14 protein-coding genes are annotated in these 14,359 nt (G+C 66.6%); 6 read left to right on the top strand and 8 right to left on the bottom strand.

What is annotated here, in order from left to right; genetic code table 11:
• Nucleotides 1-201: 201 nt before the first annotated feature.
• A complete protein-coding gene (locus tag Q8T13_13670; protein ID MDP3718808.1) occupies nt 202-585 on the top strand; it encodes a DoxX family protein in 384 nt (127 codons plus the stop codon).
• Nucleotides 586-658: 73 nt separating this feature from the next.
• On the opposite strand, the gene Q8T13_13665 is transcribed toward Q8T13_13670, so the two are convergent.
• The 5 genes from Q8T13_13665 to Q8T13_13645 all read right to left on the bottom strand — a co-directional run bounded on the left by Q8T13_13665 (nt 659) and on the right by Q8T13_13645 (nt 6,298).
• Nucleotides 659-1,492: a carbohydrate kinase family protein gene (locus Q8T13_13665; protein ID MDP3718807.1), complete on the bottom strand. Its 834-nt coding sequence runs from the start codon at nt 1,490-1,492 to the stop codon at nt 659-661.
• Nucleotides 1,493-1,499: 7 nt separating this feature from the next.
• Nucleotides 1,500-2,021: a DinB family protein gene (locus Q8T13_13660; GenBank protein MDP3718806.1), complete on the bottom strand. Its 522-nt coding sequence runs from the start codon at nt 2,019-2,021 to the stop codon at nt 1,500-1,502.
• 127 nt (nt 2,022-2,148) lie between these two features.
• Entirely contained in the window at nt 2,149-2,949 is an 801-nt protein-coding gene (locus tag Q8T13_13655; protein MDP3718805.1) for a hypothetical protein, read from the bottom strand.
• Complete coding sequence (locus Q8T13_13650) at nt 2,946-3,407, bottom strand: ABA4-like family protein (GenBank protein MDP3718804.1); 462 nt, start codon at nt 3,405-3,407, stop codon at nt 2,946-2,948. Before Q8T13_13650 ends, Q8T13_13655 begins: the two co-directional genes overlap by 4 nt.
• Before the next feature lie 77 nt (nt 3,408-3,484).
• Nucleotides 3,485-6,298, bottom strand: coding sequence for a M14 family metallopeptidase (locus tag Q8T13_13645; protein ID MDP3718803.1), 2,814 nt, complete (start codon nt 6,296-6,298; stop codon nt 3,485-3,487).
• A 134-nt stretch (nt 6,299-6,432) separates the two neighbouring features.
• Here Q8T13_13645 and Q8T13_13640 point away from each other — a divergent pair, with 134 nt between their 5' ends.
• The 5 genes from Q8T13_13640 (at nt 6,433) to Q8T13_13620 (ending at nt 11,646) form a co-directional block, all read left to right on the top strand.
• Nucleotides 6,433-8,313: a prolyl oligopeptidase family serine peptidase gene (locus Q8T13_13640; GenBank protein ID MDP3718802.1), complete on the top strand. Its 1,881-nt coding sequence runs from the start codon at nt 6,433-6,435 to the stop codon at nt 8,311-8,313.
• Between the two features lie 168 nt (nt 8,314-8,481).
• A complete protein-coding gene (locus Q8T13_13635; protein ID MDP3718801.1) occupies nt 8,482-9,216 on the top strand; it encodes a sulfite exporter TauE/SafE family protein in 735 nt (244 codons plus the stop codon).
• 14 nt (nt 9,217-9,230) lie between these two features.
• Nucleotides 9,231-10,661 carry a rhodanese-like domain-containing protein gene (locus tag Q8T13_13630; protein MDP3718800.1) on the top strand — a complete coding sequence of 477 codons (1,431 nt, stop codon included), beginning with the start codon at nt 9,231-9,233 and terminating at the stop codon, nt 10,659-10,661.
• Nucleotides 10,639-10,971 (top strand): metalloregulator ArsR/SmtB family transcription factor, encoded by a 333-nt coding sequence (locus tag Q8T13_13625; protein MDP3718799.1) that lies wholly within the window; start codon nt 10,639-10,641, stop codon nt 10,969-10,971. Before Q8T13_13630 ends, Q8T13_13625 begins: the two co-directional genes overlap by 23 nt.
• A gap of 15 nt (nt 10,972-10,986) precedes the next feature.
• Nucleotides 10,987-11,646 (top strand): hypothetical protein, encoded by a 660-nt coding sequence (locus Q8T13_13620; protein MDP3718798.1) that lies wholly within the window; start codon nt 10,987-10,989, stop codon nt 11,644-11,646.
• Between the two features lie 27 nt (nt 11,647-11,673).
• Here Q8T13_13620 and Q8T13_13615 read toward each other — a convergent pair whose 3' ends face one another.
• The 3 genes from Q8T13_13615 to Q8T13_13605 all read right to left on the bottom strand — a co-directional run bounded on the left by Q8T13_13615 (nt 11,674) and on the right by Q8T13_13605 (nt 14,331).
• Nucleotides 11,674-12,111 (bottom strand): sulfurase, encoded by a 438-nt coding sequence (locus tag Q8T13_13615; protein MDP3718797.1) that lies wholly within the window; start codon nt 12,109-12,111, stop codon nt 11,674-11,676.
• Between the two features lie 221 nt (nt 12,112-12,332).
• Nucleotides 12,333-13,439 (bottom strand): DUF4097 family beta strand repeat-containing protein, encoded by a 1,107-nt coding sequence (locus Q8T13_13610; GenBank protein ID MDP3718796.1) that lies wholly within the window; start codon nt 13,437-13,439, stop codon nt 12,333-12,335.
• A 43-nt stretch (nt 13,440-13,482) separates the two neighbouring features.
• A complete protein-coding gene (locus Q8T13_13605; protein ID MDP3718795.1) occupies nt 13,483-14,331 on the bottom strand; it encodes a sulfurtransferase in 849 nt (282 codons plus the stop codon).
• Nucleotides 14,332-14,359: the final 28 nt, after the last annotated feature.

The following is a 14,359-nucleotide window of genomic DNA, read 5'->3' as shown; positions in this document are numbered from 1 at the left end:
AGGTTCAAGCACGGAGGTTCAAGCACGGAGGTTCAAGCACGGAGGTTCAAGCACGGAGGTTCGGCTTGAACCCCCGTGATAGCACCTTCGGCTTGAACCCCCGTGATAGCACCTTCGTGCTTGAACCCCCGTGATGGAACCCTCGTGATTGAACCTCCGTGCTAGGTAAGCGGCTGGCGTCCGGGCAGCGTAATGCCCTGCATGGAAAAGCTGCTGGCGCCATTTCGGTCCCACCTATACGCCCTCCTGCGCTTCACCGCCGGCCTGCTGTTCTTCCTGCACGGACTGCCCAAGCTGTTTGGCGGGTTCGGACGCTCAGCGCCGGTGGAGCTGATGTCCCAGATGGGCCTGGCCGGCATCATCGAGGTGATTGGCGGAGCGATGATTGCGCTCGGGCTGTTCACCAGCCCCGTGGCCTTTGTCGCGAGCGGCCAGATGGCGGTGGCGTACTTCCAGGCGCACGCGCCCCGAGGCCTGTGGCCGATCATGAACGGCGGCGAGCTCGCGGCCTTGTTTTGCTTCGTCTTTCTTTATTTCGCCGCGGCCGGATCGGGCAAGTGGAGTATTGACGCGATGCGGAAATGAAATAGGGTGCCTAGGGTGCCTAGGGTGCCTAGGGTGCCTAGGGGGCGTAAGGTGCCTAGGGTGCCTAAGGTGCCTAAGGTGCGGGGTGGCGTGAAGACGCGGTCTTGCTCCCTGCAGCGAGGCACTGCGCCGGTGACTGGCCTCGCATCCAGGCCACCAGGAACCCGGCGTTGAACACGTCGCTCGCGCCGGCGGCGTCCACCACCTTCACGCGCGGCGCCGGGAAGTGGATGTCGCGGTCGGGTGCGATCCACGTCGCGCCCCGGTCGCCCTGCTTGATGATGGTGATGGCCTGTCGTTCCCGCCAGTGGGGGATGGCCGCCTCGAGCGTCGCCTCGCCGGTGTACAGCCTGGCTTCGACCTCGTTGACGAACACGAAATCGAGCGCGTCGATCAGGTCCGTGAGGCCGCGGTCGCCCGTCAGCGGCTCGTTCCACCCAAAATCCCACGAGGTGGTGATGCCGCGCTTGCGCAGGCGCGTCACGATGCGCGTCCACTGGGCGCAGTCGTGGGGATAGAAGCAAAAGTGGATGTGATCGGCTGTCGCTTTGGATAACGTAGTCGCGATTCGCGCTTCGAGCTTCGCGTTGACACCGTTGAACGTGACGAAGGCGCGATCCTCTTCGGTCGAGAGCGCCGCCGTGATCGCGTGCGGCTCGTTCGGCCTCCGCAGGTTGGTGACGCTGACACGCTCGCGCTTGAGGTGGGCGACCGCCGCATCGCCGAGCGCGCTCAGAATCGCCGACTTCATGCCCAGGCGGGCGGCGTGGACGGCGGTAATTACCGCGCCGCCGCCGACGGTGGCGGTGAAACTATCGGTCTTGACCTCTTCGCCGAGCTCGGGGAGGCGAGCGAGCGCGAAGAAGACGAGGTCTTCGAACGCCTCCCCGGCGCACAGCAACTTCATGAGGTGCCTACTGGCGGGCGGCCTGCGCGGCCTGGCGGGCGCGCGTCAGGTGCGGCACGATGCCGATCATCCGCTCCATCAGGAACAGCTGCGCGCGGTGATGCATCTCATGCTCCTTCACGCCGAGCAGCATCTCGAAGCGGGTCTTGCCGCCCATGGGCAGCGCGACTTGCTCGCCGAGCTGCGCATCGGTCATGGACTCGAGGCCCGCGGCAAACGCCTCGCCGTCGGCCTTGAGGGCCGCCACGATCGCCGCCTTGGTGGTCAGCGACTTCGAGGTCGTCCCGACCTCGCCCATCCACCGGCCGAAGTCGTCCATGGTGATGGCGGTCTTCTGGTCCACGAAGTGGCACTGGTTGGCCCAGTGCGGCGTCGCCGCCAGGTGCGCCAGAATCTCGCCGACGCTCATGGTGTCGGGCGCGGCGCGGAACGAGTACTGGTCTTCGGGAATATCTTCAGCAACCTGGATAGTGTTCTTGCGAACCGTGCGCCAGCTCTCCGCCATGTCTTTCGGACCGTAGTAGTTCATGTCAAATGCCTCTTCGGGGAAATGTAATGGGGCCTGGCACGGTTACACGGAGAAACGACGCAGTTTCTGCGCTGTATGAAGAAACTGAAACGTTTTGGGGTGTAACCGTGCCAGGCCCCGGGACAAACTATAGCGCCATTATCGGGCGGCCGAGCAGCGCGATGCCGAGCAGCGCGGCCGAGACGACGAACCATACGATGCCGATGGTGATGATGACGTTTCGCGCGGTGGGGATCAGGCTGCTCGGCTGGTCGGCGCCGAGGGCTCGGTCGAGCAGGAAGCCGAGCAGCGGCAGCGCCTGCAGGGCGTGCATGCCAAAGAAATGCGCCACGCGCAGATCGCCGAACTCGACCGACCAGTTCACGAGCGGCAGCCCCGGCCCGCCGTCGGGTCCCGGAAACGAATGGCCATTGTTGGCCACCATCAGGAACCCCGGCAGCACGCTGGCCAGGATGAACACCGCCACGCCGGTGCGGATGCCCCACAAATAGCCGGCGCGTGACGAAGGGGTGTCGCGCCGGAGGATCCACAGGAACAACACGACGGCGATGCTGCTCACGGTGATGGCCACACCCATGATGTTGAACACCGCAAGGTCGAACGCGGTGGCGGCGTTGAAGTGCGAGGTGACGCCGCGCCACGCCTGCATCCCGATCAGCACGATCTCGATGACCATGGCGCCGGCCACGGTCCAGCGCACCAGCGCGCGCTTGACCTCGTCTGGCTCGGTCTCGGGCATGAACCACGCGATCGACCACAGGAAGATGGTGATCGAGACCAGGAACTTCGCGGGCTTGATCCACGGGTTGATCCCCAGGATCAGGCGCTGGTCGCCAATCGACAGGAGGGTGACGAGGACCAGGCCGAGCAGCATCAGTGCGCCGGTCCAGAACAGGAGCGGATCGCGCGCGCGCAGTTCGGCGGTCACGCCGCGTCTCCGCCTTCGCCGAGGCTTCGGCGGGACAGGCTCAGCGAGCGTGTCTTGGCGGTTCTGATCGCGAAGTAGAACAACAGGCCGATGGGGCCCAGCATGAACGTCATCAGGTAGCAGGGCACCATCACCAGCCGGGGGATGCCGAGCCGCTGCGAGTCGCGGCTCTCCCACGCGCCGACGAACAGGTCGAAGGCCAGGTAGTGGATCCACCCGGCCAGCAGCAGTTCATCGGTCCCGAACAGCAGCTTCACCTCGGCCAGCGAGCCGAAGCCGCCGGGAGCGGTGCCGATGTGCAGGAAGATGTACGTGAGATAGATCGCCGACAGCGTCAGCGGAATGATGATCGCCGTCAGCAGCTTCACGCGCGGGTCGGCGGGCAGGACCACCAGCAGGATCCAGCCGAACATGGCGATGAAGGTGGCGAAGGAGAAGACGGTCTCGAGCGCGGGCATGGTGGGATTTTATGCCGTACCAGGGAAAGGCCGGGACTATAAGTCCCGGCCCTCCTGGAGCGGACTAAAGGTTCGTCCTACTGGGTCACGGACGAACCGTAATAGATCCCGTTGAACAGGAACTTGAACGTGCCGTGCGGCTGGGCGCGGAAGGTGATCTCGGGACCGAGCATGAACACCTTGCCCTTGCCAACCGTCGCGGCCGCCGCGGCGACGCCGTCCTGCAGGTAGTGCTGGCCCCACGCCCATCCGGAGCGCAGCGATTCCTTGCCCGCAAACCACGCCACCGGCTTGACGCCGGTCATGGCCGCGCCCGGGCCCAGGTGCATCACCGGGCTGTTGTCGAACATCACGTCCACTTCCTTCTCGAAGCCATAGGCGAGCGGATTGGTGTTGTCGACCGCCACCTTCAGCAGCGAGCCGGGGATGTAGTACTTGTCGCGCGGCAGCGCGCGCTCGACGCCGGCCGAGGTCATCTCGACCAGGTGGTCGCCGACCGGCAGGCCCATGTGACGGCCGATGTTGGCCGAGCCGCCATAGGCGATGATCGCGCCGCCCTCCTCCGCGAACTTCTTGAGCTGCGGCACGGTCTTGTCGATCGTGACGCGGCCGAGGCGATTGCGGAACTCCGCGGGGATGTTGTCCGGGTTCGGACCGGCCCCGCCGCCGCCAAACCCGCCGCCACCGCCGGCGCTCTCGGGGATGCCGCCGTCCGGGAAGATCAGGACGTCGTACTTCGCCTTGAGGTTGCCGGCATCGAGCGTCGCCGGGAACACCAGTTCGAAATCGAACTCGTACTGCTCGAGCAGCCAGCGCGTCCAGCCCGACGGCATGGAGCCGCCGTAGTTGTCCCACAGGCCAATGCGCGGCTTGGTCAGCTTGTGCGTGGCACCGGTGGGCCGTTGCGCGACCGCCGTGAAATTGAGGCCGAGGTCCGCGGCGGCCTTGGTCAGCACCGCGCTGGTGGTGGCCTTGGCAGGAATGAAGATCACGCCGGTGCCGTTGGCCGACTGCCACGAGCGATCCGCGACGAAGTACGCCTCTTCACCAGCCTTCATCAGCCGGTTGAGGGCGATGAACGCGTCGTTCTGGTGGTGCGAGACGACGTACCCCGCAGTGTTTCCTACTGAGGTGCCGGCGATCTCGGTGACCTTGCCGGGCGCGGGCTTGATGAGCGTGGTGACCTTCTCGAACGGGCCATCGAAGCCGTCGAGAATGCGGTCGAACTTCACGCCCATCTGGTAGGCGAGCGTCCAGCCGGCGTTGTCGTACGGCGGAATGGGCGGACCGCCGGGGAACTGAAAGTCGTTGGGGTGATCCTGCGGCTCGAACATGTCGAGCACGTGCGGGCGGAACGCCTGGGCCGTCTTCACCACCCACGATCCGGTGGGATACTGCTTGCCGCCGGCGCTGAACGCGGCCGTCGCCTTGTGCACGGCGACGCCGTTCTTGATGAGTGCGTTCATGAACTTGGTCGCGGTCAGGAAATCGGGCTGATCTGCCGACAGCACGTAGCCGCGCGGATCGCGCCACTCGGGCCGCTTGGCCAGCTTCTCGTATTGCGCGATCGGCACGGTGTTGCGGGCGAAGCCGCCCACGTTCATGCGCGGATCGCCGGCGTCCACCTTCTGGCCCCGCGCGATCTCGTCCTTCATCGCCTGCAGCCGCCGCGGGTACATCGTCCAGGTGTCGGTCGAGCCCTTGGCGATGCTGTCCTTGCCCATCTTGTAGATGCTGTAGAGAAAAATCTCGCGGTTGCGCGACGCCACGTCGAGCACGGCGCGGTTGGCCGTGACCGAGTAGTCCACCGACTGGCGGAAGTGCCACTTCTGCGGCTGGATCGGATACGGCAGGTCGGCGCTGGCCATCTGCCGGTCGGGCACGAACGCCACTTCCATGGGCGTCGGGTGGCCGATGGTTTCGGTGAGCAGGCCAATCATGTTGTGGAAGTACGGCGTGGTGCGCAGGCCGCCGTTCCACCACGTCGAGTAGTTGGCGCCGCGGCGCATGGTCGCGCCCGGCTTGTTTTCGGTCACGAACCGGTTGTGCATGGCCGAGCCGACCACGTCGAGGCCCGTGATGATCAGCGGGTGGTAGACGTAGTTGGCCGGATCGCGGAAGGGCGGCGCGAACAGGATGGTGCCGGTCGGGCCGGTCTGGTGGTGGTTGTAGATGATCTGCGGGAACCATTCGCTATAGAGCTGGCGGTTGATGTTGATGGTCTCGGCCTGGGCCGACATGTAGAAGTCGCGGTTGTTGTCGTGGCCGATGTACCTCTGGTACAGGCGCGGCAGGTTGCCGGTCTCGCGCTTGAGGGGATCGCTGTTGCGCATGTACCAGTCAGAGACCAGCTCCATGCCGTCGGGATTGGCGTGGACGGCGAGGATGATCACGTCGCGCAGGAAGCGCATGGTCTCTTCGTCGGTCTTGCTCACCAGCTGGTAGATGGTCTCGGTCAGCTGCTGCGCGCCCAGCACTTCGGTGGCGTGCAGGCCGCCGTCGATCCACACCACGGCCTTGCCGTCGCGGGCGAGCGCGCGCGCCTGCTCGTCGGTCAGCCCCTCGGCCTGCGCCAGGCGGCGGGCAATGTCCTGGTACTTCGCCAGGTTCCGGTGGTTCTCGGGCGAGGTGATGATCGCCATCAACTGGTCGCGGCCCTCGGCGGTCTTGCCGATCGACTGCACGATCATGCGATCCGATTCGGTGTCGAGCTTCTTCACGAACTCGGTGAACTTGGTGTAGTTCGGGAGCACGTAGTCGGCGCCGATCTGGTGGCCGAAGAATTGTTCCGGCGACGTGACCCTGGGCGCGGCCGGCGACTGGGCCTGCGGCGCTGCCAGCGACAGCATCACGAGGAGGACAAACGAGAGCGAACGAAGTTTCAAACGCATCCCGAGAGTATAAGTGGACCTGCTCCCCTTTTACGGTGCGCGTAAGTCGGGCGAGCACGCCAAGTGCTGCGCGGTTCGTAAAAGTTTGTCGCGTCCTTTGAAACTGCCCCAATATCGCTGAAACTGCGTACTTCATGAAACCGATCGCTTCCTATGGCGCCTGGCCCTCGCCGCTCACGGCCGCGCGCGTCACCGCGGGCGCGCTTCGCCTCGATCATCTCCAGCTTGACGGAGACGATCTGTATTGGGTGGAGGGGCGGGCGTCGGAGGGTGGCCGGACGGTGTTGGTGAAACGCGATGCGTCTGGTGCGACCACCGACGTGACACCGGCGCCGCTCAACGTCCGCACGCGCGTGCACGAGTACGGCGGCGCCGCCTACACGGTGAAATGCGGCATCGTCTATTTCTCGAGCTTCAGCGACCAGCGCATCTACCGGCAGCGGCCGGGTGAGGCACCCGAGCCCATCACCGCCGATGGCTACTTCTACGCCGACTTCCGCGTTGACGAGACGCGCGATCGCCTGATCAGCGTGCGCGAGGATCACACAAGGCCCGGTGAGCCCGGAAATACGATTGTGGCGATTGCGGGTAGGGCGGGTAGGGCGGGTAGGGAGCACGTGCTCGTCTCTGGCGCTGACTTCTACTCCGATCCGATCGTGAGCCCTGACGGCCAATCGCTGGCGTGGCTGCAATGGCATCACCCCAACATGCCGTGGGACGGCACCGAGTTGTGCCTCGCGCGGTTTGGCGCGGACGGCGCGCTCGGCCCCGCGCGGATCGTTGCGGGCGGGCCGGCCGAGTCGATCTTCCAACCCGAATGGTCGCCTGACGGCACCTTGTACTTCGTGTCGGATCGATCGGGCTGGTGGAATCTCTATCGCTTGGACGGCGAGCGCGTGGCGGTGGTGCATGCCATGGCGGCGGAGTTCGGTAAGCCGCAGTGGACGTTCAGCATGGTCACCTATGCGTTCGTGTCGGCCGATTGCATCGCCGTCACCTATACCGAGGGCGGGCGCTGGCAGCTGGCGCTGATCGACCCGCGCAGCCGCGAGTTCACGCCGATCGCGCTGCCGGTGCAGCCGCTCGAGTCGATCCAGGCCGGCGGAGGCGCGCTTTATTTCATGGCCGGATCGGCGACCGAGGCGAATGCGATCACGCGTCTCGATCTCGCGAGCAGGACGAAGGAGGTGCTGCGTTCGGCGTCGGCCGAGCGGATCGACCCCGCGTGGATCGCCAGGGCCGAAGCGGTAACCTTCACGGCGGCCGGCCGCGAGGTGCATGCGTTCTACTATCCGCCGACCAATCCGGAGGTCGTGGCCCCGGCCGGTGAGCGGCCGCCACTCCTGGTGTTGACCCACGGCGGTCCGACCGGAGCCACCCTGGATGTGCTCGATGCCAAGCTGCAGTTCTGGACGAGCCGCGGCTTTGCCGTGCTCGACGTCAACTACAGCGGCAGTACCGGCTACGGCCGCGCCTATCGCACGCGGCTGAATGGGCAGTGGGGCATCGCCGATGTCGCAGATGTGGTTGGCGGCGCGACGGCCATGGTGGCGGCAGGCAAGGCCGACCCCGGCCGGCTGATCATTCGTGGCGGCAGCGCGGGCGGCTACACGACGCTGGCGGCGCTGACCTTCCACCAGGTGTTCAAGGCCGGCGCCAGTTATTACGGCATCAGCGACCTCGAAGTGCTGCAGCAGGACACCCACAAGTTCGAGTCGCGCTACAACGAGTCGCTGATTGGCCCGTATCCGGCCGCTCGCGACACCTACGTTGAACGGTCGCCGATTCACTTCACCGATCGCCTGTCGTGCCCGATCATCCTGTTCCAGGGCCTCGACGACAAGGTGGTGCCGCCGAACCAGTCGGCGATGATGGCCGAGGCGGTGCGCAAGAAGGGGTTGAAGGTGAAGTACGTGACGTTCGAGGGCGAGCAGCACGGCTTCCGCAAGGCCGAGAACATCATCCGCGCGCTCGAGGATGAGCTCGCGTTCTACAGGGCCGTCTTCGGGATGTGAACGGTGGGGCTCGGCGGCTCCGCCGCCTGCGTGGGGCTCGTGCGCTTCGCGCACTCGTGGGGCGCCTCGCTACGCTCGGCGTGGGGAAGCCCCAGGAGGGCCGGGAGGCCCAACCCCCACGAGCGGCGAAGCCGCGAGCCATATATTGCTGTATAGTCATATAGACATATGACGCTGACAGCCGCGGCGTTGGCGATTGGCATTGGCCTGGTCATGGGCCTGCTTGGCGGTGGTGGCTCGATCCTCGCCATCCCGGCCTTGACGCTGTGGCTCCACTTCCCTCCGAAAGAAGCCGTCGTCATCAGCCTGGCGGTGGTCGGCATTGCCGCCACGGCCGGCGCGGTGGGCAGTTTCTGGCGCGGCACGCTGCCCCTGGCCGCCGGCCTGATCGTCGGGCTGGCCGCCACCGTGGGAGCGCTGCTCGGGGGCTTCGTCGGCGCGCAGTTGGCCGACGTCACGCAGATGCGCATGCTCGGCGTGGTGATGCTGGCGGCCGCGGCGCTGATGTTCTGGAATCCGGTCACGGTTGCCTCACCAGCGGCGCGCCGTTCGGTACCGGTGCTGCTGGCGATCGGGTTTCCCCTGGGGATGCTGACGGGCCTGATCGGGGTTGGGGGCGGCTTCCTGATTGTGCCGGCGCTGGTGCTCGTGGCGCGGCTGCCCATGCGCGAAGCGACCGGCGCCTCGCTGGTGGTGATGGCGATGGCCGCCGCCTCCGGACTGCCCGGATATCTGGTGACCACCCCGCTCGCGCCATCGTTCGTCGGACCTTTTGCAGCGGTGGCCGCCACCGGCGCCCTGGCCGGCGGCATGATCACCCACCGCCTGCCGCAACGCCGCGTGCAGCAAGCCTTCGCGGCGACGCTCGTGGTGCTGGGATCGTATGTACTCATCCGTTCGTGAACTAAGGAGTCCCCATGTTCGTCAAACGTTTCTTTGAACCGTCGATCGCGCAGGCCAGCTACATGATTGGCTGCCAGGCCAACGGCGAAGCGATCGTGATCGATGCGAACCGCGACATCGACCAGTACGTCCAGGCCGCGGCGCTCGAAGGCCTCCGCATCACGCACGTCACCGAAACCCACATTCACGCCGACTACGTCTCGGGGTCGCGCGCGCTGGCCCACGCGACCGGCGCCACGCTGTATCTCTCGGATGAGGGCGACGCCGACTGGAAGTACGGGTTTGCCTCGGAAGGCCGGCTGCTGCACGACGGCGATCGGCTCACCATCGGCAACATCCACATCGATGTCCTGCACACGCCCGGCCACACCCCCGAGCACTTGTCGTTCCTCGTCACCGACGGCGCGGCCGCCGACCAGCCGATCGCAGCCGTCACCGGCGACTTCGTCTTCGTCGGCGACGTCGGCCGGCCCGACCTGCTCGAACGCGCCGCCAACCTCAAGGGGACGATGGAGGCGGGGGCGAGGATGTTGTGGAAGAGCCTGCAGAAGTTCGCGGCGCGCGAGGACTGGCTGCAGATCTGGCCGGGACACGGCGCCGGCTCGGCCTGCGGCAAGGGCATCAGCGCGATCCCTTCGTCGACACTCGGCTACGAACGCCGCTTCAATTGGGCGTTCAACGTGAAGACCGAAGCCGAGTTCGTCACGCGCGTGCTCGAGGGGCAGCCAGAGCCGCCGGCCTACTTTGCCAATATGAAGCGCGTGAACAAGGAAGGCCCCGCGCTGCTCGGTCCGTACCAGGCGCCGCCGCGGCTGGCGGACGGCAAGCTCGGTGAGCTGCTGGCCGCCGGCGCGCTGGTCGTCGACACGCGGCCGGCCGAGCAATTTGCCGGACAGCACGTCCCCGGCACGTTGAATATTCCGTTGAACAGCTCGTTTGTGACCTGGGCGGGTTGGCTGGTGCCGTTCACCGCGGACCTCTACCTGATTGCAGATGAGGCGACCTCGGCCCGGTTGCCGGAAGTCTCGCGGCTGTTGGCGTCGATCGGCATCGATCGCATTGCCGGCTGGCTCGGCACGTCGGCCGTCGCGGCCAGTCACGGACTTCGCTCGACGCCGCAGATCACCGCCGCCGAGTTGCAGGCGAAGCTCGCCTCGGGCGGCGTCACGGTGGTCGATGTCCGAAGCGCCGCCGAATGGGCAGGGGGCCACCTGCCCGGCGCGGTTCACATTCCGCTCGGCTACCTGGGCGAACGTGGTCGAAGCCTGCCGGCGTCCCAGCCGATCGTGGTGCAATGCCAGGCCGGTGCGCGGTCGGCCATTGCCGCGTCGCTGCTCGAACGCCTCGGCATTTCGAATGTGACGAACCTGACCGGCGGCTTCTCAGCGTGGGAGTCGGCGGGACTGCCGGTGGAGGGCCGCCTTGAGCAAGCCACTCACGCCTGACACGCTGCGCGTGGTGGCCCAGCGCCTCAAGGTGCTGGCGGAACCGGCGCGGCTCGAGGTGCTGAACGTGTTGCGCGCAGGTCCGCTGAACGTCAGCGAGTTGATCGCCGAAACCGGGTTGAACCAGGCCAACCTGTCGAAGCACCTGCAGTTGCTGCATGCCAACGGGTTCGTCACCCGGCGGCGCGACGGCTTGTTCGTGATTTACCAGCTGGCCGACGCGAGCGTGTTCCAGCTCTGCGACCTCATGTGCGGGCAGGCGAAGCGCCATGCGGCGTCGCAGGCCAGGCACCTGGCCGCCGTGCGCTGATAGACTGGTCGTTCGATGAGGAAGATTCTCGGCGGCTGCCTGATCGTGTTGGTGATTGCCATCGTGGGGTTCGGCGTGGCCGGCTTCTATGCCTATCGCGCGGCCCGGCCGGTGTTCGATGATTACCTCGGGCGGGCCCGGGAATTGTCGACCCTGAGCGATCAGGTCAACAACCAGTCGCCGTATGCGCCGCCGACCTCGGGTGAGCTGACCTCGTCGCAGGTCGAGCGTTTTATCGCGGTGCAAGGCCGCGTGCGATCGGAACTGGGTGATCGCTGGACCGAGTTCGAGAAGAAGTCCGAGATCCTGAAGCAGAGGGCGCAGAACGATCGCTCCGACTGGTCGTTCAGCGACCTGCGCACGATGCTCTCCGACTTCACCGGCATCTATACCGAGGGGCGCAAGGCTCACGTGACCGCACTGAACGTCCACAAGTTCTCGGATGAGGAGTTCTCGTGGGTGCGGCTCCGGGTCTACGAAGCGGCAGGCATGGAGCTGGCCGGCAGCCTCGACGTGTCGGCGCTCGAGCAAATGGCCCGCGACGGCGCTCTGAAGTCCGGCATGTCGCTGCCCGAGATGCCGAAGTCGAAGGTGCCGCCAGTTAACCTCGCCCTGGTCAAGCCGCACCTCGCGAAGCTCAAGGAATGGCTGCCGATGGCCATGCTCGGCCTCTAGCAGGAATCAGGGACCAGGAATCAGATCCTACGGCGCGACGAGTTCTACTGCATCACCCACCGCGATCTCGCCATCGTCCAGCACTTCGCCAAACGCGCCGCCGCCCCACGGAACGCTCATGGCCTCTTGCAAGCCCGCGACAGCGGCCTCCATCTGTTCGCAGGGACGAGTCTCGCCGTAGATGCGGATGCGGACGTTGCCAATTCTGAGGATCTTGCCCCGCGAGTCGACGAAGTCGACGTCAGACACCAGCAGATTCGCCCGGCGCAGGCGCGGATCGGGCGTGGCACCGAGCGGCGCGGTCACGTCCTCCCAGTTCTTGCTGGAGACGATCGTCACCTGGCGCTTGCCGCCCTGGTTGGCGTTGCCAACAATGCCCTTGCCGGCCACGACGGTCGCCGTCGTCCTCGGATCCATCGGGCCCTTGTGCATCCGCTTGACCCAGATCTGGCTCAGTTCGCTCATGGTAGGGAGTTTACTTGCGAACCTGATCGTGGAGTTCGGCACGGCGACAGGGCTCGCTTCGCTCGTCGGGCTCGGCCCTGCCTTCGTAGGGCTCGGGGGCTTCGCCCCCTCGTGGGGAAATGCCTCCCCCACAAAAGAGGTGAGCCCCAGGATGCGAGCGCCGCGAGCGACCCCTACCAGCGCCGAAGGCGCGAGCCCCACCGGCGGCGGGGCCGCCGGCCTCACCGCCGGCCGATCTTCACGCCGCCGTTGGTCGTGCGCACGCTGACCGTCGGACCGCCCGAGCCCAGCTGCGTCGAGATGCCGCGGCGCGTGGACAACTCGCCCTGGATGGTGAGCGGAATGTCGCTGCGGAAGCCGCCGTTCACCGTCCGGGTCTCGAGTTGCGCGTTGTAGCCCTCGGGAACCGCCAGCGTGACGCCGCCGTTGCTGGTCTGCACGTCGATGCCCTCGCCGTCCCAGCGATCGCCGCCAAGGCTCACGGTGAGGCCGCCGTTGCGGGTTGAGCCGTTCACGCGGCCGGCCAGGTCGGTGAGTCGCACGCCGCCGTTGGTGGTGTCGAAGCGAAGGTTGCCACTGACGCCGGTGATGGTGATGCCGCCGTTGCGCGCGTTGAGGTCAAGGTCGTTCCTGCGCGGCACGTTGATGCGGTAGCTTACCGACCACCACTCGCGGCGTTCGTTCCGGTCGGGCCCGGTGGCCGACACGCGGCCGCCGCCCGACTGCACCTGCACGCCGTTGGCGATCTCGCGGGCGCGCTCTTCGGTGCGGGCCGAGCCGGTCACGACCGCGCGCACGCGGATCTCGTTGCGGTCCCACGCCTCGACGGTGATGCCGCCGTTGGCGCCGGCATCCACCGTGAGCGGGCCGGCCGGCATGGTCGATTCGCGTACTTCGCAGTGCCGGCGATAGTCGTTGTCATCCCACTCGCGGCTGCCGGCGCAGGGATCGGCGTCGGTGCCGGTCTGGCCGACGTAGTGGAACGAGCGGTCGTTCCATCGATAGCCGAAGCCGGCCGCCGACCGGGTGGCCGCGCGCACCTGCGCGTTGACCTGGCGCTCGACGCGCTGGCGGACCTGGCGGTCGATCCGCGCCGCTTGCGCCGCCTGGCGTTCACCCGTCCTCAGCGAACGCTGCAGGGTGCGCTTCCATTGCTGCTCGATCTGCTGCCAGCGGCGCTCGACCTGCCGCTCGGCCCGCTCGAGCGCGCGCTCCACTTGGGCGCTGACGTCGGTCCGGCGATTGGGCTCCCAGCGGAAGGTTTGCGCGGACGGTGCCACGGCGAGGCCAATCAGAATGGCCAGGGTAAACAGGATGCGAAGGGTCATGGGGACTTGGACGGGAAGACCCGGCCGAGGGTTGGCGGCCAGGTCAATCTTCGGTCGTGGCCACCGGCCGGCCCGGGTCGGCGCTCCACTCGCTCCAGGAACCCGGGAAAATCTTGACGCCATGAATTCCGGCGTGTTCGAGCGCCAGCAGGTTGTGGCAGGCCGTCACGCCAGAACCGCAATAGACCACCACTTCCTTGGGATCCCGTCCCTCCAGGATAGGGGCCCACTGCGCCTTGAGCGCCTCCGGCGACTTGAAGGTCTTGTCGTCGGCCAGGTTCTGCTGAAAGAAGTAGTTGGCCGCGCCGGGGATGTGACCGCCCACCTTGTCGAGCGTCTCGCCAATGCCGCGATACCGCTCGGGCGTTCGCGAATCGACCAGCAGCCGCGCCGGGGTCCCGAGCCCCTGCGCCACCTCGTCCACCGACAGCCGCCAACCCGGGCGCGGCGAACCCTTGAACTGCGCCGCGGCAGACGGCTCGACGCCGCCCTTGACGGCGTGTCCTTCACGCTGCCACCGCGCCAATCCGCCGTCGAGCACCGCAACGCCGTCGTGGCCCATCCACCGCAACATCCACCACAGCCGTCCGGCATACATGCTGCTGTCGGCGTCGTACGCCACCACCTGGCACTGCGGGCCGATGCCGAGCTCACTGAAGCTCTTGACCATCTGTTCTCGCGTCGGCAGCGGATGGCGTCCGTTGGTGCCGGTCTTCTCACCCGACAACTGCCGATCCAGGTGGGCGTAGCGCGCACCCGGAATGTGACCGGCCCGATACAGCGCCTCGCCCTTAGCGGGATCGGTCAGGTCGAAGCGGCAGTCGATAATCACCCAGCTCGGGTCGTTCACGTGCTGGGCCAGCGTCGATGGCGTGATGAGTGTTTTGTGCATAAGGCAACCACGAAGGACACGAAGAAAC

The organism is Acidobacteriota bacterium (genome assembly GCA_030697165.1).
In the GTDB taxonomy this organism is placed as follows: Bacteria; Acidobacteriota; Vicinamibacteria; order Vicinamibacterales; family UBA2999; genus 12-FULL-67-14b.
This window is presented reverse-complemented; position numbering and strand designations above follow the sequence as displayed.

What these genes read in the sequence shown, in the direction of transcription:
- Q8T13_13670 (MDP3718808.1), top strand. Translation starts at nt 202, where the DNA reads ATGGAAAAGCTGCTGGCGCCATTTCGGTCCCACCTATACGCCCTCCTG.
- Q8T13_13665 (MDP3718807.1), bottom strand. Translation starts at nt 1,492, where the DNA reads ATGAAGTTGCTGTGCGCCGGGGAGGCGTTCGAAGACCTCGTCTTCTTC.
- Q8T13_13660 (MDP3718806.1), bottom strand. Translation starts at nt 2,021, where the DNA reads ATGAACTACTACGGTCCGAAAGACATGGCGGAGAGCTGGCGCACGGTT.
- Q8T13_13650 (MDP3718804.1), bottom strand. Translation starts at nt 3,407, where the DNA reads ATGCCCGCGCTCGAGACCGTCTTCTCCTTCGCCACCTTCATCGCCATG.
- Q8T13_13645 (MDP3718803.1), bottom strand. Translation starts at nt 6,298, where the DNA reads ATGCGTTTGAAACTTCGTTCGCTCTCGTTTGTCCTCCTCGTGATGCTG.
- Q8T13_13640 (MDP3718802.1), top strand. Translation starts at nt 6,433, where the DNA reads ATGAAACCGATCGCTTCCTATGGCGCCTGGCCCTCGCCGCTCACGGCC.
- Q8T13_13635 (MDP3718801.1), top strand. Translation starts at nt 8,482, where the DNA reads ATGACGCTGACAGCCGCGGCGTTGGCGATTGGCATTGGCCTGGTCATG.
- Q8T13_13630 (MDP3718800.1), top strand. Translation starts at nt 9,231, where the DNA reads ATGTTCGTCAAACGTTTCTTTGAACCGTCGATCGCGCAGGCCAGCTAC.
- Q8T13_13620 (MDP3718798.1), top strand. Translation starts at nt 10,987, where the DNA reads ATGAGGAAGATTCTCGGCGGCTGCCTGATCGTGTTGGTGATTGCCATC.
- Q8T13_13615 (MDP3718797.1), bottom strand. Translation starts at nt 12,111, where the DNA reads ATGAGCGAACTGAGCCAGATCTGGGTCAAGCGGATGCACAAGGGCCCG.
- Q8T13_13610 (MDP3718796.1), bottom strand. Translation starts at nt 13,439, where the DNA reads ATGACCCTTCGCATCCTGTTTACCCTGGCCATTCTGATTGGCCTCGCC.
- Q8T13_13605 (MDP3718795.1), bottom strand. Translation starts at nt 14,331, where the DNA reads ATGCACAAAACACTCATCACGCCATCGACGCTGGCCCAGCACGTGAAC.